16 protein-coding genes and 1 pseudogene are annotated in these 19436 nt (G+C 70.2%); 6 read left to right on the top strand and 11 right to left on the bottom strand.

Going from position 1 to position 19436, the window contains the following annotated elements:
* Positions 1-3: 3 nt before the first annotated feature.
* Positions 4-3906 carry an AAA domain-containing protein gene (locus BG482_RS04350; RefSeq protein ID WP_069767497.1) on the top strand — a complete coding sequence of 1301 codons (3903 nt, stop codon included), beginning with the start codon at positions 4-6 and terminating at the stop codon, positions 3904-3906.
* A 186-nt stretch (positions 3907-4092) separates the two neighbouring features.
* Here the strand turns inward: BG482_RS04350 and BG482_RS04345 are convergent, their stop codons facing one another.
* Positions 4093-4818 (bottom strand): glycoside hydrolase family 68 protein, encoded by a 726-nt coding sequence (locus tag BG482_RS04345; RefSeq protein WP_256096254.1) that lies wholly within the window; start codon positions 4816-4818, stop codon positions 4093-4095.
* Positions 4819-4854: 36 nt separating this feature from the next.
* A complete protein-coding gene (locus BG482_RS04340) occupies positions 4855-5076 on the bottom strand; it encodes a hypothetical protein (RefSeq protein WP_069767496.1) in 222 nt (73 codons plus the stop codon).
* A gap of 541 nt (positions 5077-5617) precedes the next feature.
* Here BG482_RS04340 and BG482_RS04335 point away from each other — a divergent pair.
* The 5 genes and pseudogenes from BG482_RS04335 (at position 5618) to BG482_RS04315 (ending at position 10357) form a co-directional block, all read left to right on the top strand.
* The gene (locus tag BG482_RS04335; protein WP_256096253.1) at positions 5618-7066 is read left to right on the top strand and encodes a four-carbon acid sugar kinase family protein; all 1449 of its coding nucleotides are present in this window, start codon (positions 5618-5620) and stop codon (positions 7064-7066) included.
* A pseudogene (locus BG482_RS46030) lies at positions 7066-7928 on the top strand (class II fructose-bisphosphate aldolase). Before BG482_RS04335 ends, BG482_RS46030 begins: the two are co-directional and overlap by 1 nt.
* Positions 7929-8089: 161 nt before the next feature.
* The gene (locus BG482_RS04325; RefSeq protein ID WP_069767495.1) at positions 8090-8803 is read left to right on the top strand and encodes an aspartate/glutamate racemase family protein; all 714 of its coding nucleotides are present in this window, start codon (positions 8090-8092) and stop codon (positions 8801-8803) included.
* Between the two features lie 63 nt (positions 8804-8866).
* The gene (gene otnI, locus BG482_RS04320; protein ID WP_069767494.1) at positions 8867-9679 is read left to right on the top strand and encodes a 2-oxo-tetronate isomerase; all 813 of its coding nucleotides are present in this window, start codon (positions 8867-8869) and stop codon (positions 9677-9679) included.
* A gap of 423 nt (positions 9680-10102) precedes the next feature.
* Positions 10103-10357 (top strand): cupin domain-containing protein, encoded by a 255-nt coding sequence (locus tag BG482_RS04315; RefSeq protein ID WP_256096251.1) that lies wholly within the window; start codon positions 10103-10105, stop codon positions 10355-10357.
* 42 nt (positions 10358-10399) lie between these two features.
* Here the strand turns inward: BG482_RS04315 and BG482_RS46025 are convergent, their stop codons facing one another.
* The 9 genes from BG482_RS46025 to solA all read right to left on the bottom strand — a co-directional run bounded on the left by BG482_RS46025 (position 10400) and on the right by solA (position 19289).
* Positions 10400-10552 (bottom strand): cupin domain-containing protein, encoded by a 153-nt coding sequence (locus BG482_RS46025; RefSeq protein ID WP_370745742.1) that lies wholly within the window; start codon positions 10550-10552, stop codon positions 10400-10402.
* A gap of 48 nt (positions 10553-10600) precedes the next feature.
* Positions 10601-11584, bottom strand: a complete 984-nt coding sequence (locus tag BG482_RS04310; protein WP_069767493.1) for a D-2-hydroxyacid dehydrogenase — start codon at positions 11582-11584, stop codon at positions 10601-10603.
* Between the two features lies 1 nt (position 11585).
* Positions 11586-13037: an NAD-dependent succinate-semialdehyde dehydrogenase gene (locus BG482_RS04305; RefSeq protein WP_069767492.1), complete on the bottom strand. Its 1452-nt coding sequence runs from the start codon at positions 13035-13037 to the stop codon at positions 11586-11588.
* Positions 13038-13078: 41 nt separating this feature from the next.
* Positions 13079-14359, bottom strand: coding sequence for an FAD-binding oxidoreductase (locus tag BG482_RS04300; RefSeq protein ID WP_069767491.1), 1281 nt, complete (start codon positions 14357-14359; stop codon positions 13079-13081).
* A gap of 157 nt (positions 14360-14516) precedes the next feature.
* A complete protein-coding gene (locus BG482_RS04295) occupies positions 14517-15284 on the bottom strand; it encodes an amino acid ABC transporter ATP-binding protein (protein WP_069767490.1) in 768 nt (255 codons plus the stop codon).
* Positions 15281-16198, bottom strand: coding sequence for an amino acid ABC transporter permease (locus BG482_RS04290; RefSeq protein WP_069767629.1), 918 nt, complete (start codon positions 16196-16198; stop codon positions 15281-15283). The genes BG482_RS04295 and BG482_RS04290 overlap by 4 nt, the downstream gene beginning before the upstream one ends.
* 43 nt (positions 16199-16241) lie before the next feature.
* Complete coding sequence (locus BG482_RS04285; RefSeq protein WP_218108765.1) at positions 16242-17261, bottom strand: ABC transporter substrate-binding protein; 1020 nt, start codon at positions 17259-17261, stop codon at positions 16242-16244.
* A gap of 99 nt (positions 17262-17360) precedes the next feature.
* Positions 17361-18041, bottom strand: coding sequence for a haloacid dehalogenase type II (locus BG482_RS04280; protein WP_069767489.1), 681 nt, complete (start codon positions 18039-18041; stop codon positions 17361-17363).
* A gap of 111 nt (positions 18042-18152) precedes the next feature.
* Positions 18153-19289, bottom strand: a complete 1137-nt coding sequence (gene solA, locus BG482_RS04275) for an N-methyl-L-tryptophan oxidase (protein ID WP_069767488.1) — start codon at positions 19287-19289, stop codon at positions 18153-18155.
* Between the last annotated feature and the right edge of the window lie 147 nt (positions 19290-19436).

The raw sequence follows: 19436 nt of genomic DNA, 5'->3' as shown, positions 1-19436 counted from the left end.
GCGATGACCGACAACGACCGTCATGCCTTACTCGTCGGCGTCTCCATGTACGACAGCGAGGTGTACCAGGACCTCTCCGCCGTGCGGGCCGATCTGCACTACATGCGGGCGGTGCTGGAGAACACCGAGATCGGCATGTACAACGCGTGCGAGGTGGCCGCCGAGCCGACACGCGCGGAGATGCTGCACGCCGTCGAGACGTTCCTGGAGGCCCGGCAGCCCAGTGAGACCGCGCTGCTCTACTTCAGCGGCCACGGCGAGTATTGCGAGCAGGACGGCCAGCTGTACTTCCTGACCCGCGACACCGACCCCGCCGACCTGCCGGGCACGGCCGTGCCGGCGGAGTTCCTGGAGCGGATGCTGCAGTCCTGCCGGGCCGCCTCCAAACTGGTCCTGCTCGACTGCTGCTCCAGCGGCTCCGTCGTCCAGGGCTGGACCGCCAAGGGTCCGGCGGGACAACCGGACCGGACCGCGCCGAGCACCCTGCTGCGGCCGACCGGCGTGTACTTCATCACCGCGTCCGATGCCCTCCAGGCGGCCTCCGCGATGGCGCCGCAGGGATCGGACCTCGGCACCTCCCGGTTCACCGGGGAGATCGTCGAAGGGCTGCGCAACGGCCGGATCAAGGACGGCGGCTGGATCACCCCGGACGACCTCTTCGACTACCTGACCGCCCAGATGGCCCGCGAAGGCGTCCCTGAGGAGCAGCGGCCCACCAAGTCCACGATCAGGGCCACCCGGAGCCTGCCCTTCGCCCGGTCGGTGGCACGACCGGTGCGGCTTCCCATGCCGCCCCACGACGCCACCGAGGCCGCCCTGCGCTCCCCCGCGCTGATCAAGGCGCGGGAAGCGGCCGAGGCGGATGAACGGGACGGCGTCGCCCCTCAGCGGCTGCTGCGGTACTACGCGGACTGCCTCACCGCGCAGGCGGCGGCCGGGATGCGGCCCGACCGGGACGGCGGACTGAACACGAAGTACTTCCTGCTGACCCAGGGCGAGGAGGTCGTTCAGTCGGGCCGCGGACCGCACATCGTCGCGCCCGGATCACTGCCCCGGCCTCAGGACGTTCGGACCGGTTCGGGCGCCGAGGCGGGGACCCGACAGGAGTACTGGTACGGGTATCCGGCGATCACGCTTCCCTCACGGGACGGCGGGCGGGGGCGGCGCGCGGCGGTCGAGCTGGCGCCGCTGCTCCTCCAGCAGATGGAGCTGGCGCCGGACGAGGACGGCAGGGACGTGCTCCGGCCCAGCGGCGTGCCGTCCCTGCACACCGGGGTCGTCTCGGAATTCCTGGACGCGGGCGACGCCGCCGACCTGGTCGCCCGCTGGCAGCCGGCCTGGCAGGAGGGCAACGACGTCCAGATGCTTCGCGCCATAAGGGAGTTGCTGGGGGAGCTGGGACTGCCGGAACTCGAACCGCTGGACCCGTCCGCGCTCAGCGACCGCACGGTCATGCAGGCACTGCGGCCCGGCGCGCACAACGCAGCCGTGCTGCTGGTGCCGTCCGGTGCGGAGGCCGTGGCCACCCAGGCGCTGGTGGACAACCTGCTCGAGATCTCCACGCGGACCGCCCAGATCACGGGCACCGCCCTGGACGCGCTGCTGGACGGCGGGGCCCGAGAGGCGCCGGCCGCGACGGCAGCCTCGGCGAGCCCGGTGGCACCCGTCGCTCCAGGGCCGTGCAACGAGAGCCAGGAACAGGTGATCTCCTCGGCGATGACACAGCCGCTGACGGTGGCGACGGGGCCGCCCGGCACGGGCAAGAGCGAGGTCGTCACGGCGGTCGTCACCACCTGCGTCGCCGCGGGGCAGTCGGTGCTGGTCGCCTCCACCAACAACGAGGCCGTGAACGTCGTGGCCGAGCGTTGCGACGACATCGCGCCCGGTCTGCTGATGCGGACGGGAAACGCGGAGGCGCTGGAGCGGGAGGCGGCCAAACTGGAACGGCTGCTCGCCGAACCGGTCACCGCGCCGCGACGCGGATCGGCGATCGTCGGCGGCGATCTGCGCAACACCCGGAGCACGGCAGACCAGCTGCGGGCGGAAGCGGCGCACCACGTCGGTGAGGAGACACGTCTGCTGGAACTGCTCCGCGACCGGGAGGAGCGGGCCGCCGAGCTGGAGCTGGCCCTGTCCCTCCTGGAGGGGGTCTGGTCGGTGGACGCGGACGGCCCGGCAGCGCTGGACCGGTGGGCGGAGCGGGCGCGGAAGACGGCCGGGGCCGGCTGGTGGCAGCTGGGACCATGGCGGCGTGGGCGTGCGCTCGCCTCGCTGGTCTCGGCCGGGCCGGAGCAGCCAGAGCGGCCCGGACCGGCGTGGCCGGAGTGGGCGACGGAACGACCGGTGCCGCCCGAGTTGTTGGAATCCCTGGCTGGGATCGTGACCATGGAACGAGAGGTGCGCGAGCTCGTCCGCAGACAGGAGGACTGGGACGAGGAAGGGCTCAAGGCGTCTCGGTCGGCAACGGCGGCGGCGTTGTCCGGCCTGGCGGCGGAACTGTCCCGTGCGCTGTCCGCCGAGACCCTCGACCGGGCCACCGCGCTCATGAACCAGCGGCTCCAGGCGCTCCGCCGCCGATCCGGCTACCAGCGAAGCCAGAAGAACCTGATGACGCACATCAAGGGATGGGCCGTCAGCACCCATTCGGTGCGGCAGCTGGAACTCACCCCCAAGCTGTTCGATCTCGTGGTCATCGACGAGGCGAGCCAGTGCTCCATACCCTCGGTGCTGCCGTTGCTGTTCCGGGCCCGTCGGGCGCTGATCATCGGTGACCCCATGCAGCTCGGGCACATCCCCGGAGTGTCACCGCAGCAGGAGCGGCAGGCACGGACGCGGGCCGGACTGAGCGCCGCGCAACTGGAGCACCAGCGCCTCGCCTACCACGTGTACTCCTCGTACCACGCGGCCGAACAGCACGGCGACGGCGCGCTGCTCCTCGACGAGCACTACCGTTGCCACCCGCGGATCGCGGACGTCGTCAACGGCCACTGCTACGGCGGCCGGTTGCGGGTGCTGACCGACGTGCGGCGGCAGGTACCGGCGCACGACCCGGTCGGAGTGGCGGACCCGGCACCGGTACTGGGTTGGGTCGACGTACCGTCCGGGGCGTCCGCGCGCGGCGGCGACGGGAGGTCCTGGCGGAACGCGGCGGAGGCGGAGGCCGTCCGGCGCGTGGTCGACGGACTGCTGGCGGGACTTCCGCCGGACACGACGGTGGGAGTGGTCACGCCGTTCCGGGCGCAGAAGGAGACACTGGCCCGGATGTGGCGGAACGACGACCGGGTCCGGGTCGGTACCGTCCACACCTTCCAGGGCGGACAGCGTGATGTGATGGTGCTCAGCCCAGTGGCGGCGCGCAACACACCGCCCCGGACCACGCACTGGGTCGCGAGCCAGGTCAACCTGTGGAATGTCGCGGTTACCCGGGCCAAGTCACAGCTGATCACCGTGGGCTGCCACGCCTTCTGGCAGGACCAGAGCGGGTTGCCCGCCCTCCTCGCCGCGCGCTCGGCACCGCTGGGAGGGGGCGAGGGCGGCATCGCGGCCGGGACCGGCAGGGCCGGCCCGGTGAGCGAGGCGCGCGAGGACCTCGCCGACCGCTTGCAGCGGTACCTGACCGGACGAGGCGTCACCGATATGGAGCGCGCCGTACCGGTGGGGGGAAACCCGGTGGACCTGCTGTTCACCGACGCCGGCGAGAACACGGCCGTGCTGATCGACCCCGGCCCGAGGCCCGGCGAAGACCCCGCGCGGCATCTCAGGCTGACCCACGCGCGAGGTGACCTGCTCACCGGACTGCCCTCCGGGGGCCATGGGGCCAAACCCGGCCCGGTGAGCCGGACAGTGCGGGTGCCCGCATGGCGGATCATGGCGGGCGGCACCGCGCTGGCCGCGCTGTTGGACTGAGTCCTGATGCGGGCGGCTGAGCGGGCCGCCGCGGCAGGCTGCGTACGACATAGGTCGCGAAGCCGCTCAACGAGGGGGTGCGACGGTGACGACCATGTGCAGCAGCTCCTCAGCGACCGGTTCGAACGGCCGTGACGGGCCACTGTGGCGCGGCCCGCCATGGCGCGTTGCTCGACCGTGGGTCGATTACGGGATGAAGCCGTAGCCCAACTGCTGGGTGAGCCTGGTCTTGTTGCCGTTCATGGACAGCACGAGCGTGCGTGCCAGGGTGCCGCCGAAGCGGGTCCCGCCGTCGGCGGTGGGGACCGTGTCGATGAAGCTCTCCACGAGGCCGTTGGGCATCACGTAGTGCGAGTACTGCTGCGTCGGGGCGTCCTCCGGGTTGCCCAGGACCAGTGCGTTGCCGTTGAGCGGCTTGTAGTCGCTGCGCAGGGACGGACCGACGAACCCGTAGAGGCCGTCCCAGCCGCTCAGCCCCGGCGCGAACGTGAACTTGTGGCTGATGGTGAACAGGTAGTACTTGCCGTTGCGGATGACCAGGTGGGGCCGTTCGGTCTGCTGGTTCACACAGTTGGCCGAGAGCAGCGGGGGCTGCAGCCGCCACTTGCCCATGCTGTCGCTGTCGGCCGTGGCCAGCCCGATGTTGCCCGTGTAGTACTTCGCGTTCTCCGGCACCTCGTGGCCGGCCGGGACGTCACCTATGTCGCGCTTGGTGCACTGGTAGCTGCCGGCGGTACCGGCCGTATTGCCCTCGAACAAGATGTGGATCTTGCGGTCCCGGGGGTCTCGGAAGACGAACGGGTCGCGGAAGGCGTAGATGATCGGGCCCGACTGGGACTGTGCCATGGTCTGGTACAGCTTGCCGTCGGGCTCGGCGATGATGCGGTGGTTCCGGAACCCGTCGAACCACACGGAGCGCCTCCACCTGCCGCGCCGCGCATACGAGCACTACTGCCGCCGGGCGGCCGAACGCCGGCCCAACTGCCGCTTCGGCGCCCAGGTCAGCGCGGTGCGCGGGACACCGCCGAGCGGCAGCGGGGCACGGCCGGGCGGGCCCGTGTGGACGACCCGTGCGAGCACGGTGTTGTCGGTGCTGTCGATGGCGCCGGAGGGGGTGGGGCCGGCGGTGGTGACCGACCCGGGTGGTGGACCGTGGAAGCGGGCTGGCACCCCGGTGCTCGACCTGGAAGCGAACGGAGAGCTGCGTATCGCGCTGATCAGCCGCCGCGGCCCACAGTCCCCGGCGGCGATGTACTTCCCGGACGGAGCTGACGGAACCGCAGTAAAGCCGCCTTATAGGGCGATCCTATAAGGAACATCGGCATTGCGTCTTGGACGCGCTGCCCGGCCCGCTGCTGGAATCGGCCCTATGACGAACCCAGAACCACCGCGTCACCCTCATCCCCGGTGACGGCATCGGGGCCGCGGGATCGAGGTCCTGCCGCCCGCCCAGTGCCTGCCGTTCGGCCGCGCCTGCTGCAAGGCGAAGGAGAGGTCGTTCTGAGCCGATACCCACGGCGGTGACACTGCGCGGACGCCCGCCACGTAATCGGGGCAAGCCCCCCACCGCCCTGGCGGGCCGGCTCGCTCGCCCCCTTGCTGGACCCCACGGACCCGCCCGCCCGAACATGCTCCGAGAGACGGCCCGGCCTGCCATGACCGCCGTAGCCCACCGCAGCGAGCACCACTCGTAACAGACCAGGAATTCGCCATGTCTCTACCCGTTCATGCCCAGACGCGGCCCGTCCCCGAGGCGGTGGTGCTGGAAGGGCTGCCTCCAGTCCACGAGGTGAGCGCCGCGGAAGTGGCCGCCCGCATATCCGGCGGCCCCCGTCTCGTCGTCCTCGACGACGATCCGACCGGCACCCAGACGGTCGCCGACGTGCCCGTCCTGACGTCCTGGACGGTGGACGACCTGCGCTGGGCGCTGCGCCAGGACAGCGCCGTCTTCTTCGTCCTCACCAACACCCGCAGCCTGTCCCCCGAGGACGCGGCCGCCCGCAACCGCGAGGTCCTCCGGGCCCTGCACGCGGCGTCGGCGGCCGAGGGCACCGGCTACGTCCTGGCGAGCCGCGGGGACTCCACGCTTCGCGGTCACTTCCCGCTGGAGACCGATGTCCTCGCAGAGGAGCTGACGGAGCTGGGCGCAGGTGCTCCGGACGGCGTGGTGGTGGTCCCCGCCTACGTCGAGGCGGGCCGGCTGACCGTTGGCTCCCGCCACTGGATGCGGACCGCCGACGGACTGCTCCCGGTCGGCGAGAGCGAGTTCGCCCGCGACGCCACCTTCGGCTATCGCAGCTCCTCGCTGCCCGAGTGGGTCGAGGAGAAGACGGGCGGACGCATCCCCGCGTACGAGGTTCTGCGCGTCACTCTCGACGACCTGCGCGGCGGCGGCCCCGTGCACACGGCGCGGCAGCTGTCCTCGCTGCGCGGCGGACGTACGGCCGTGGTCGACGCGGTGTGCGACGACGATCTGCGGGTGCTGGCCCTGGCACTCGCGGAGGCGGAGGAGAACGGCACGCGGCTGGTGTACCGGGTCGGGCCGTCCTTTGTCAGGGCCCGCGCCGGACAGGCTGCGCGGGCACCGCTCACCCCGGCCGAACTGCGCCCTCTGCGCGGCGACGCACCGCACGGTCTCATCGTCGTGGGGTCTCATGTCGCCTTGACGACACGGCAGTTGGACCGGCTGCGGGAGCGAGGCGGGATCGCGGAGTACGAGCTGGACGTGGCCCTGCTGCTCGACGAGGAGCGGCGTGAGGCCCACATCGCCGAGGTCGCGGCCGCGGCCGCCGGCGCCCTGGGCTCGGCGGACGCGGTGATCCGTACCTCTCGCGTGCTGATGACGGGTGCCGACGCGGACGACAGTCTGGCGATCTCCCGCCGGGTCTCCGCCGCGCTCGTTTCGGCCGTGCGCCAGGTCAACGCCTCCCGGCGGCCCGCTTTCGTCCTCGCCAAGGGCGGGATCACCTCCAGCGACACCGCCACCCACGGCCTTCGGATCCGCCGTGCCTGGGCCCGGGGCACGCTGCTGCCGGGCATCGTCTCGCTCTGGGAGCCGGTGGACGGCCCCGCCGCCGGCATCCCCTACATCGTCTTCGCCGGGAACGTCGGGGGCACCGACGCCCTGGCCGACGCCCTCGACCTGCTCAGGAGTGCCTGATGCTGCAGCACGGAACCGATGCCCTGAAGGAGGCGGCGGCCGCCGGTCACGCTCTGCCCGGGTTCGTCGCCTACAACCTGGAGACAGTCCAGGGCATCACGGCCGCCGCCGAGGCCGCCGGACGGCCCGTCATCATCCAGGCGGGCTCCAGTCCCTTCCAGCACGCCGGCCGCGAGGCCCTGATGCGGCTGGTGCTGGACGCCGTCGCACGCTCCACGGCCCTTCTCGGGGTGCACCTCGACCACAGCCGGGACCTGGACGAGATCACCGCCTGCCTGGAGGCCGGCTACACCTCTGTCATGGTCGACGGCTCGCACCTGCCGTTCGCCGAGAACATCGCGTTGACGAAGGAGGCGGTCCGCCGAGCCCGCGACCACGGCACCTGGGTGGAGGCCGAGCTCGGTGCCCTGCCGGGCGACGAGGACGTCTCCACCGACGCCGTCGCGCAGGCCGCGGCGATGACAGATCCGCAGCAGGCGGCCGAATCGTGTCCGCGACGGGCGTGGACGCGCTCGCCGTCGCCGTCGGCAACGTCCACGGCTTCACCAAGCACCCGGTCCGCCTGGACCTGGAGCGGCTGGCCGCGATCCACGAGGCCGTACCGGTCCCGCTCGTCCTGCACGGCGCCAGCGGTCTGCCCGTCGAGGAGCTGCACGGCGCCCTCGCCCGAGGCGTCGCCAAGGTCAACGTCAACGCCGAACTACGCCGCTCCTATCTGGCGGCCACCGGCGCGTCCCTCCCGTCCGCGTTGCCCGGCTCCGACGTCGTCTCCATGTGGGCGGCCGGCCGCGACGCGGTTCGGGACGCAGCCCTGGATGTCATCGGCCGCCTGAGCCCCCAAGCCGAAGCGGGAAACGCGTGACCTGAACTCAGCCCCGCTGACCTGGACCGCACCGCAGCGACGGGCACCAGACCGTCGTACACCACCGGCCGCGCGCGTGGCGCGCGGTTCGCACCGCTTCGTCTCGTGCCCTCGTGCCCTCACCGGCACACGGCCCGATACTTCACCTTGTTGGAGACACCATGTCCACCACTGCCTCGATCGCCGTGCTGCACACCAGTCTGCTGTTCATCAACCCCGATTCGGTCATCAACGAAGACCTCGCGGAACTCGCGCCGAACGCCAGGGTCCTGCACTTCGTCGACAGCGACGTGCTCGCTGCCGTGGTGCGCGACGGCGAGGTCTCGCCTGCCAGCACGCAGCGTCTGGTGCACCTGGCCCAGGCCGCGGAGGCCGCGGGGGCCGATGTCATCTTCTCCGCCTGCTCCTCGGTCGGTCCGGCCATGGACGTGGCCCGACGCCTGGTCTCCGTCCCGATCGTCAAGATCGACGACGCGATGACCGCGTCAGCGGTCGAGTCCGCTGACGCCATCGGCGTCCTGGCCACGGTCCCCACGACGCTGCCGCCGACCCGTGCTCTCGTCGAGGAGAAGGCCCGGGCGGCCGGTCGCGACATCACCGTCCGAGAACGGCTCTGCGAGGGCGCCTTCTCGGTGCTCACGTCCGGTGACCGCGACCGCCACGATGCGATGGTGCTGGACGGGGCACGGGCGTTGGCCACCGAGGTCGACGTGATCGTGCTGGCCCAGGCGTCCATGGCACGGCTGGCTCCCGCGATCGCCGAAGCCGTAGGCAAGCCCGTGCTCTCCAGCCCACGCAGCGGAGCGGAGGACGCGGTGCGTGTGCTGAACGAGCAGGCGGCTGAACCCGTCCGTGCCACAGCCAGGGCTTTCTAGACCATGGAACGGCAAGGGGCTGTGGAGCTGTTCGCCCACCCCGGCCGAAACACAGGAGCCGGCATGCCGAGGTTCGCAGCGAACCTGTCCACGATGTACACCGAGCACGATTTCCTCGACCGCTTCGCCGCGGCCTCGGCTGACGGCTTCGAGGCCGTGGAGTACCTCTTCCCCTATGCGTACGACGCCGCCGAGCTGCGCCGCCGGCTCGACGACCACGGCCTGGAGCAGGTGCTCTTCAACGCCCCTCCCGGAGCGTGGGAGTGCGGAGAGCGCGGGGTGGCGGCACTGCCCGGGCGGGAGGCGGAGGTGCGTTCCGGGGTCGACCGGGCGCTGGAGTACGCGGCGGCGTTGGGCTGCCCACGGGTGCACCTGATGGCCGGGCTGGTCCGGCCGGACGCGCCACCGGTCGAGCGGGCCGAGCACCGTGACACCTATCTGACCAACCTGGCCTGGGCCGCGGAGCGGGCCGCCGCGGCCGGCGTCGACATCCTGATCGAGCCGATCAACGGCCGCGACATGCCCGGGTACGTCCTGAGCACCCAGGCCGAGGCGCACGCCGTCGTTCAGGAGGTGGGAGCCTCACGTCTCAAGGTGCAGTTCGACCTCTACCACTGCCAGATCGTCGAAGGCGACCTCACCGCGACCCTGCGCCGTGACCTGCCGACCGGCCGGGTCGGCCATCTGCAGATCGCGGGCGTGCCCGACCGGGGTGAGCCCGACCGGGGTGAGCTCAACGTCCGCCACCTGCTCGACGTGGTCGACGAGCTGGGCTTCGGCGGGTGGGTCGGCTGCGAGTACCGCCCCCGCGCCGGAACGAGCGAAGGTCTCCGCTGGCTCCACGACTACCGGAGCCGGCGAGGGGACATCGCATGAAGACGCGGTTCGTCTGCATGGTGCACCGGGGAACGGGCTGATGCTCGCAGACCCGTCCGTGCCGCTGGATGCGTGGCGACCGATCCGCGCCTCGCCATGAATGCCCCTCTGGCCTTTCGCCTGACACAACGTCCGAACCTCGTGCCCGCGACGGACAGATCACACATGGGCTCCGTGCGGGGCGTCAGAAATACTCGATGGGCCGGGGCAGTCGCACGCTCCGCACCGCCGGTGCAGGCCGCCGCCCATCAGGTCACCTTCGATGCCGATCGTCCGGCACTTCATGTCGGAGTCGAAACCCGTGGTGGGCAGCCGTCAGGCCCTGCTCCGAGACGCGCGATGAGTCCGGTCGAACTCGGCCCGGTGACGCCTGCTACGTCCGCTCCCGATTTGCGTCGTTGTCACATCCAGTAGAGGAAAAGCATGTCGCTCCTGAAGACCATCGATCCCAACCCCTCCTTCGCACCCCAGGAGTCCGGCCCGCTGCCGGAACGCCTGATTGCCGGCAACCCGACTTACAAGACCTGGACCCAGGACGCCGCCCGCGGGGAAACGATCAAGACTGGTGTCTGGGAAGCGACGCCCGGCGAGACGCACTCGATCAAGGGCGAGCTCTTCGAGTTCTGCCACATCCTTTCCGGCGTCATCGAACTCACGCCGGAAGGCGGCGAGCGGTAGCCGCCCGGTCCCATCACCCCGTAGTGCTTCGCTGAGCCGGGCTTATGAAACGGTCAGGTAGATCTTGCGCACGGTTTCGATGGTCTTCCAGACACCGACGTAACCCGGCTTCATGACAAAGCTGTCGCCTGCCTGCTGCTCGGCGTCCGTGTCCAGCCGGGTGCCGCAAGTCGGGGAGAGAAAGGCGAGTAGCACGCGCCCCGGCCGGTAGGAGTCACCGGTCGGGGCGCGTGCTGCTCGCCTTCAGGCTGGGCGCGTGTCGTCGACCACGTATCCGCGCCGCTTGTCCACCACGTTGCGCAGCGGTCGGCCCTCGATGTGGCGGGCGAAGTTGTCGAGGAACACCTCGATGAGCGCCTCCCGCTCGCTGGTGGTCTCGCCGGCCGTGTGCGGGGAGATGATCACGCCGGGCATGTTCCACAGGGGAGACTCGGCAGGCAGCGGTTCCTGGGCGAACACGTCCAGGGCCGCCCCGGCGAGCCGTCCGGCGGCGAGGTGGTCGACCAGCGCCTCCTCGTCGACGAGTCCGCCACGGCCCACGTTGATCAGCCGCGCCCCCGGCTTCATGGCGGCGAGCACGGGGGCGTCGACCATGCCCCGGGTGTCCTGGGTGAGAGGGGCGGCCAGGACGACGTAGTCCGCTTCTGTCAGGGCGGAGCGCAAGGTCGCCGCACCGTGGACCGTGCCGAAGTCGGGGTCGTCCGTGCGGGCCTCGCGGCCCGCGCCGCACACACGCATCCCCACGGCGCGCAGCAGCCGGGCGATGGCCCGGCCGATCGGCCCCGTCCCCCAGACCAGCGCGGTGCGTCCCGTGATGCCGTCGCTGGGGCGCGGACGCCACTCGCGGCGGTGCTGGTGCTCCCAGGTGCCGGGGAAGTCCTTGGCGAGGGCGAGGATAAGGCCCAGGACGTACTCGGCGGTCGGCTGCTCGTAGACACCGCGGGCGTTGGTCAGGACAAGGTGCGGATCGTCCACCAGGGCGGGGAACAGGAAGGAGTCCACGCCCGCGGAGGACGCGTGGACCCAGCGGGGCGCCTTCTGCGGATCATCGGGCCACGCCTCCCGGATGGCCGGGGTGATGGTCACCCAGGCCATGAGGACGTCGGCGCCGGGGAGGAGGTACGGCAGTTCCTCCTCCGTGGCGTAGACGGTGTCGGCGAGGCTTTCGATGCGGTCGGTGGCGGGGGGCCGGTTGCCGCGGTAGAGGACGACGAGTCGCTCGCGCATGTCAGGCTCCGACGGGGACGGCCATGTACTTGTACTCCAGGAACTCGTCGATGCCGACGCGTCCGCCTTCGCGGCCCAGGCCGGACTGCTTGACGCCGCCGAAGGGCGCGGCGGGGTTGGAGACCAGTCCCGTGTTGATGCCGATCATGCCGCTTTCGAGGCGTTCGGCGACCCGCAGGGCACGGTCGAGGTTCTGGGTGAACAGGTAGGCGGCCAGGCCGAATTCGGTGTCGTTGGCGGCGGCGACGGCCTCGTCCTCGGTCTCGAAGGTGCGGATCGCGGCGACGGGGCCGAAGATCTCGGTGTCGATGATCGCGGCGTCGGGGGCGATGCCGGTGAGGACGGTGGGCGGGTAGAAGCAGCCCGGTCCTTCGGGGAGTTCTCCGCCGGTCAGGGCGGTGGCCCCGCGCTTGACGGCGTCCCGTACCAGGTCGTGGGCCTTGCTGCGGCCGGCGAGGTCGATGAGGGGGCCGACGTCGGTGCCGGGTTCGGTGCCGGGCCCGACGGTGAGGGCGGCCATGCGGGCGGTGAGGCGCTGGGCGAACTCGTCGGCGACGGAGCTCTGGACGAGGATGCGGTTGGCCGCGCAGCAGGACTCGCCCATGTTGCGCATCTTGGCGACCATGGTGCCCTCGACGGCGGTGTCGAGGTCGGCGTCGTCGAAGACGATGAGGGGGGCGTTGCCGCCCAGTTCCATGGAGGTGCGGATGACGGTGTCGGCGCACTGGGCCAGCAGGATCCGCCCGACCTGGGTGGAGCCGGTGAAGGAGAGCTTGCGGATCTTCCCGCCGCGCAGGAGGGGTTCGACGACGCCGGCGGCGTCGGTGGTGGTGACGATGTTCAGCACACCGGCCGGCAGGCCCGCTTCGATGAGGATCTCCGCCAGTGCGAGGCTGGTCAGGGGGGTCTGGGGGGCGGGTTTGAGGACGATGGTGCAGCCGGCGGCGATGGCGGGGCCGATCTTGCGGGTGCCCATCGCCAGGGGGAAGTTCCAGGGGGTGATGAGGAGGCAGGGGCCGACGGGCTGACGGGCGACCAGCAGACGGTTCCTGCCGTCGGGGGCGGTCATCATGCCGCCGTCGATGCGGACGGCCTCCTCGGAGAACCAGCGGAAGAACTCCGCGCCGTACGCCACTTCGGCACGCGCCTCGCCCAGGGGCTTGCCCATCTCCAGGGTCATCAGCAGCGCGAGGTCCTCGGTGCGCGCGATGATGATGTCGTAGGCGCGGCGCAGGATCTCGCTGCGCACGCGCGGCGGGGTGGCGGCCCAGGCGGCCTGCGCGGCGACCGCCGCCTCGACCGCACGCCGGCCGTCGGCGGGTGAGGCGTCGGCGACCTGGCACAGATCCTCGCCGGTGGCCGGGTTGTCGACGGACAGGGTCCGGCCGGACTCCGCGTCCTGCCAATCGCCGCCGATGAACAGCTGCTTGGGAACATCACGGACGACAGTCATCGTGGGTGTCTCCTTGTGGGTGTAGAGAGGCTGCCGACCGGTCAGCGGACGCGGTCAAGCGTCTTGTAGTAGGCGCCCGCGAAGGGCAGGAACCATGCGGTGCCGTTGTAGAGGGGGATGCGGGGCGGTGCGATGTCGCGGACGGGGTTGGCCTCGGGGTGGCCGTCCATCACCTCGGCCATGACGTGCCCCATGTGGGTGGCCATCTGCACGCCGTGGCCGGCGTATCCCATCGAGTAGTGGACGCCGTCCTCGGTCTGCCCGGCGTGCACGATGCGGTCCATGGCGAAGCCGACGGAGCCGCCCCACACGTACTCGATCCTGGTGCGGGAGAGCTGGGGGAAAATCTCGCACATCTCACGGAACAGGACGGCCCCGCTCTTCTTGTCCGAGGTGGGGTCGGACGGGGCGAAACGGGCGCGGCCGCCGAACAGCAGCCGGTTGTCCGGGGTGAGCCGGAAGTAGTGGCAGACCTTGTTGGAGTCGACGATGAGGCGGGCCTTGGGGATGATGTCCCGGGCGAGGTCCTCGCCGAGCGGCTCGGTGACGATGATGAAGCTGCCCACGCAGACCTGCTGTCGGCGCAGCCACGGGAAGTTCTTGTCGGTGTAGGCGTCGGTCGCCATCATGACCTGCCCGGTACGGATGACACCGCGCTCGGTGCTGACCTCGAACCGGCCGGCGGCGGTACGCCGCACGCCGATGGCAGCGTTGCGCTCGTGGATCTCCACACCGGCGCGCTCGCACGCCTCGGCCATACCGCGTACGAAGCGGCCGACGTGCAGGGCGGCGCTGAACGGGTCGAGCAGGCCGCCGTGGTAGGCGTCGGATCCGATCTCGGAACGCAGCTCGGCCTTGCCGATCAGAGTGGTCTCGTGTCCGAAGTACTCGGCCAGGTCGCGTTGTTGGACCTTCTTGCTCTCGAAGTGGGCGGGGCGGGACGCGACACCCAGGCGTCCGACGCGGCGGAACTGGCAGTCGATGGACTCCTCGTTCACGAGCCGCTCGACGGTGTCCACGGCCTCGCCGTAGGAGTTGTAGATCTCGCGAGCCCGTTCGAGTCCGTACCGGCGGATGGCCTGGCCCACGCCGATGGTGAAGCCCAGGTTGGCCATGCCGCCGTTGCGGGCGGAGGCACCGGAGCCGATCTGGCCCTTTTCGACGAGGGTGACGCGGGCGCCCTTGCGGGCGGAGTGCAGGGCGGTGGACAGACCCGTCAGGCCGGCGCCGACGACCACCAGGTCGGTGTCCTCGGTCAGCGGCTTGCCGGATCGGTCGGGAAACGCCCCGGCGGTTTCTGTCCAGTAGGGAATCGTCTTCATGTCGGGTCCTTAGCGGGGAGTTTCGAAGGAGGCGCGGCCGGGCGGCGCCAGGGGCCCGGCCGACGGCGATGTCAGCGACGGTCGGACGAGGTCTGACTGGAGGGCGTCGAGGACCGGGACCTGCAGGGTGCGGACGTCACGTCGGTCCCGTCCGCTTCTACAGGACTCTTTCGAGGAAGGCCTGGGTTCGTTTCTCACGGGGGTTGGCCAGCACTTCGCGTGCGTCGCCGCGTTCGACGGCGATGCCTTCGTCCATGAAGAGCACTTCGTCGGCGACCTCGCGGGCGAAGCCCATCTCGTGGGTGACGAGCAGCATGGTCATGCCGTTGCCGGCGAGGTCGCGCATGACGGCGAGCACTTCACCCACGCGCTCGGGGTCCAGCGCGCTGGTGGGTTCGTCGAACAGCATGATGGTGGGTTGCATCGCCAGCGCGCGGGCGATGGCCACGCGCTGCTGCTGGCCGCCGGAGAGTTGGGCGGGGTACTTGTGGCCGCAGCCCTTGAGGCCGACCTTGGCCAGCAGTTCTTGTGCCTGCTCCCGGCAGGTGGCGCGGTTCTTCTTCTGCACCAGCACCGGTCCGGACATGACGTTGCTTTCGGCGGTCATGTTCGGGAACAGGTTGAACTGCTGGAACACCATGCCGATGCGGGCTCGTTGCTCGGCGAGCCGCTGCGGGCGGACGGCGTGATAGACGTCGTCCTTCTCGACGTAGCCGAAGTCCTCGCCGTTGACCCGCAGGACTCCGCGGTCGACGGTCTCCAGCCCGTTGATGCACCGCAGCAGGGTCGATTTGCCCGATCCGCTGGGCCCGATGATGCAGGAGATCTCCCCGGCCGCGACGGTCAGGTCGATGTCACGCAGGACCTGGTGACGTCCGAAGCTCTTGCACAGCTTGCGTGCGACGATCGTTCCGTCGGCGTTCACAGCAGGGACTCCCTCGTGGTGGGAACGGGCTGGGCCGCCCCCGGCTCGGCCGAGGTGGCGGCCGGGGTCAGCCGCGCCCGGGTCGAGCGGGAGAACCGGCGCTCGATCATGGACTGCGGCACGCTCAGCACCAGAGTCATGATCAGGTACCAGAGGCTGGCCACGATCAGCAGCGGGATCGTCTGGTAGTTGCGGGCGTAGATCGACTGTGCGCTGTTCAGCAGGTCGGCGACGCCGAGCACGCTCACCAGCGAGGTCTCCTTGAGCATGCCGATCACCTGGTTTCCCGTGGCGGGGATGACCGCCGGCATGGTCTGCGGGATGATCACGTGCCGGAGCTTGGTGAACCCCGACATGCCCAGGGACTCCGCCGCCTCGTGCTGTCCGCGACCGACCGAGGCGAACCCGCCGCGGATGATCTCGGACATGTAGGCGGCCTGGTTGAGCGTCAGCCCCACCACGGCCGCGGTCATCGGCGTCATGATCGCGTTCACGTTCACCGGCGTGGAGATGTCCGTGAACGGGATGCCGATCGAGAGGTGCGGGTACAGCGCCGCGATGTTGAACCAGAAGACCAGCTGCACGAGCACCGGAGTGCCGCGGAAGAAGGTGATGTAGAGCTGCGCGAGCCCGGAGACGGGCCGCTGGTGCGACATGCGCATCACCGCCAGCACCAGCCCGAGCAGCGTGCCCAGGGCCATGCTCGCCACGGTCAGGAGGAGCGTGATCAGCAGGCCGTTGAGGATGGTCTGCGTGGTGAAGTAGCTGAACACCACCGGCCAGCGATAGTTCTCGTTCGTCACCGCGGTCCACACCAGACCGGCGACGATCGCGATCGCGACGACCCAGGCGACGTAGTCGCGCGGACGGCTCGGCGTGATCCGCTTCTTTTCTTCGGCCAGCAGTGGTGACACCGGTCGGCTCCTGGTCTTCGTACCGATCAGATCCGTGGACATGTCAGTCCTGCGGGACGGCCATGGCCGCGGTCTTGATCCCGAGGTCCTTGAGGCCCCAGCGGCCCAGCGCCTGGGTGTACTTGGGGTCGTCGATGATCGACTGGACGGCAGCCTTCACCGCGGGGGTCAGCGGCGAGTCCTTCTTCAGCGCGACGGTCGCGGGCTTGGTGGCCACCAAGGGCGTGAGGACGTCGAACGTCTTGGGCTGCTGCGCGGCCGCCCACTCGAGCGAGATGAAGTCGTACATCACCGCGTCGATCCGCTTGGAGACCAGCTGGGTCAGAGCATCGTTCACGCTGGGCAGGGACACCGACTTGATGGCCGGCTTGCCCTTGCTCGTACAGTCCTGCTCGGACAGCTGGGGCAGCCACTGGAGTTCCGCGGTGCTGCCGGAGGGGACGGCGACGCGGTGCCCGCACAGCGTGTGGGTGCCCAGCTTCTGCGGATTGCCGTAGGGGACGGACACTCCGGTCCCGGAGTTGACGTAGTCGACCATGTCGAGCACCTTCAGCCGGTCGCTGGTGGCGCCCATGGTGGAGGCGGTGAAGTCGTACCGGTCGGCCTGCAGTCCGGTGATGATGGTGTCGAACTTGACGTTGTTGATCTGGAGTTTCAGGCCGAGCTTGGCGGCGATCAGCCGGGCCATGTCCGGGTTGAACCCGATCGGGGTCTTGTTGTCCGATGCCATGAACGTGGTGGGCGGGTACGACAGGTCCATGGCCACCGAGAGCGTGCCCTCGGCCTTGACCGCCGCGGGCAGCAGTTTCACCGCGTTCGCATCCGGCTTCACGCCCACCGAGATGTCGTCGGTGTGCTCGGCGGACGCGCCGGCTCCCCCGCCCTGCGTCGTGCCCTTCGCCGCCGCGTTCTCCGCCGTGCCGGTCGCCCCGCACGCGGCGAGCGCGAGGGCCAGGGCGGTGGTGGCGACCGGGATGCTCAGGTGTCTGTTGACCTGCATCGCGGCGGCCACGGCGCCTGCGGTGCGGAATACGTTTCTGCGGCCTGTCCGGTTGGTTTCCATGGCGGTGCCTCCTGGGGATACGGGGATACGGGGAATCCGTGATGCGGGGACGACGTGCGGATCGGACGGGGGGGTGGGTGAGCGGGTGCGCGTCGCGCGTCAGATGCCGAGCATCTGGTTGAGCTCGTCCAGGGACTTGACGGTCACGTAGTCGTAGCCATGGGTGACCGGGTCGCAGCCGCGGTCCAGCAGGACGAGGTTGCGGAAGCCCATGTCGTGCATCGGCATCAGGTCGTAGCGGGTGTGCGAGGAGACATGCACGAAGTCCTCGAGGGACGCGTCGAGCTGGTCGAGCATGTACTCGAACGCGGCGTAACGGGGCTTGTAGTAGCCGGCCTGCTCGGCGGTGAAGACGGCGTGGAAGTCGGCGCCCAGCCGCGGCACGCTCTCCGCGAGGAAGGAGTCGTCGGCATTGGAAAGGATCACCAGCTTGTAGTGCTCGCCCATCTTCTTCAGCGGCTCCGGCACGTCGGCGTGCGGGCCCCAGCTGCGCACGCCGTCGGCGAGCCGCCTGCCCGCGTCCGGGGCCGCCTTGACGCCCCACTTGCGGCAGACCCGCTCGAAGGCGGCCTGCAGCGTCTGCTCGTAGGGGCAGTACTTGTCGAGGACCGAGTCGTAGCGGTATCCGCGGAACTCCTTGACGAACTGGTCCCACTGCTCGGCGGGGATCTGGTCGCCGACGAGTTCACGCGTGATGGGGGTCATCGGCCACTCGATCAACGTCCCGTAGCAGTCGAACGAGACGTACTTCGGGCGGAACCGGAACGAGGGAATGGGCATGGAAGTACTCCACTTTCTTACGTCGGGGAACTGGGCTTTTTGGCATGCTCACGACAGGGCACGACAGAGACGTCAGGAATGGGGGGTGATGACGACGGCGACCGCCGGGGATCAGGCGGCGCCGACTCCTGCCGGAGCAAGGAAGTCGACAGGGTGCTGCGTGCTGCCGTCGAGCGCCAGGTCGGCGGCGATCTCTCCCATCGCGGGCGAGAACTTGAAACCGCTGCCGGAGAACCCGGCCATGACGATGATGTCGTCCTCGTCGGGGAGGTGACCGACGAGCGGGTTTCCGGACTCCGTGTAGCCCTCCATGTAGGCCGACGTCCTGATGGGGTCGGGGTTCAGGTCGGGCATGAGTTCACCGATGAGCTCGCGGAAGACACCGAGTTCTTCGGGGCGGACGGTACGGTCGAGCCGATCGGGCTCGGGCACCGGCGCGTGGTACTTGAAGGAGAGACCGAGCTTGACGGAGATGCCGTCGGGCGACGGGATCCCGAAGCAGTCGTGGGGTGCGGCGCGCACGAAGGACGGGGCACCGCCCGCGAACCAGTCGTGGCGGGTGGGCAGGTGCCAGGAGCAGACCACCCGGCGGACGTCGACGGTCCGGGGGAGGTCCGGGAGCAGGGTGTTGATCCAGGGGCCCACGGTCACCACGGCGGCGTCGACGTGGTCCGTGCCCAGGTCGGTGACGATCCGCACGCCGCCGCTCGCCGCGGGGACGACCTCGCGCACCGTGGTGTAGCGGTGTAGCCGGGCGCCCAGTTGTTCGGCACGGGCGGCGGCTGCCTGGATCGACGCCTCCGGCCTGATGACGGTGCCCAACCGGTCGAGGACAGCGGTGTGTCCGTCCGGGAGCCGGTGCTGCGGGTAGCGGCGGCCGAGTTCCTCCCGGTCCAGTACCTCGTGATCCAGCCCATGGGCGGCGCTGGTGGACAGGAGGAGGCGCATGGACGGAGAGGCGCTCTCTCCCATCACGAGACTGCCGCTGCGGCGTCGCAGCGACCGGCCCGTCTCCGCCTGGAGCTGCTCCCACATCCGGTCCGCCAGCCGCAGCAGCGGAATGTACGCGGGCTCGCCGAGGTGGGCGGCTCGGTAGATCCGGCTCTCGCCCCCGGCCGCGCCTCGGTCGTGACCCGGTGCGTAACGGTCGTAGCCGATGACCTCGGCGCCGCGGGCGGCCAGTCGCCACATGGCCTGGCTGCCCATGCTGCCGGCACCGATCACGGCGACGCGCTTCGGAATGCGCATGAGATCGCTCCGCTCGATGGTGTGGTCTGGGTGGAAGTCGCCCCAGCACGCTGCGGATACCGCGCGGACCTTTGCAGTTCGGATCCTGCTGGGGATGGCGTTCACTTTCCGCCCCGCGGAACCCGCAGGTCAACCCACACTGTGTTC

The organism is Streptomyces sp. LUP30, from assembly GCF_001746365.1.
Lineage (GTDB): Bacteria > Actinomycetota > Actinomycetes > Streptomycetales > Streptomycetaceae > Streptomyces.
Note: the sequence above shows the minus strand (reverse complement) of the source record. Positions and strands in the feature narration are given on the sequence as shown.

Bases quoted from the DNA above. Each gene is read 5' to 3' on its own strand.
- BG482_RS04350 (WP_069767497.1), top strand. From the start codon at position 4: ATGACCGACAACGACCGTCATGCCTTACTCGTCGGCGTCTCCATGTAC.
- BG482_RS04335 (WP_256096253.1), top strand. From the start codon at position 5,618: ATGTCTCTACCCGTTCATGCCCAGACGCGGCCCGTCCCCGAGGCGGTG.
- BG482_RS04325 (WP_069767495.1), top strand. From the start codon at position 8,090: ATGTCCACCACTGCCTCGATCGCCGTGCTGCACACCAGTCTGCTGTTC.
- otnI (WP_069767494.1), top strand. From the start codon at position 8,867: ATGCCGAGGTTCGCAGCGAACCTGTCCACGATGTACACCGAGCACGAT.
- BG482_RS04315 (WP_256096251.1), top strand. From the start codon at position 10,103: ATGTCGCTCCTGAAGACCATCGATCCCAACCCCTCCTTCGCACCCCAG.
- BG482_RS04310 (WP_069767493.1), bottom strand. From the start codon at position 11,584: ATGCGCGAGCGACTCGTCGTCCTCTACCGCGGCAACCGGCCCCCCGCC.
- BG482_RS04305 (WP_069767492.1), bottom strand. From the start codon at position 13,037: ATGACTGTCGTCCGTGATGTTCCCAAGCAGCTGTTCATCGGCGGCGAT.
- BG482_RS04300 (WP_069767491.1), bottom strand. From the start codon at position 14,359: ATGAAGACGATTCCCTACTGGACAGAAACCGCCGGGGCGTTTCCCGAC.
- BG482_RS04285 (WP_218108765.1), bottom strand. From the start codon at position 17,261: ATGGAAACCAACCGGACAGGCCGCAGAAACGTATTCCGCACCGCAGGC.
- BG482_RS04280 (WP_069767489.1), bottom strand. From the start codon at position 18,041: ATGCCCATTCCCTCGTTCCGGTTCCGCCCGAAGTACGTCTCGTTCGAC.
- solA (WP_069767488.1), bottom strand. From the start codon at position 19,289: ATGCGCATTCCGAAGCGCGTCGCCGTGATCGGTGCCGGCAGCATGGGC.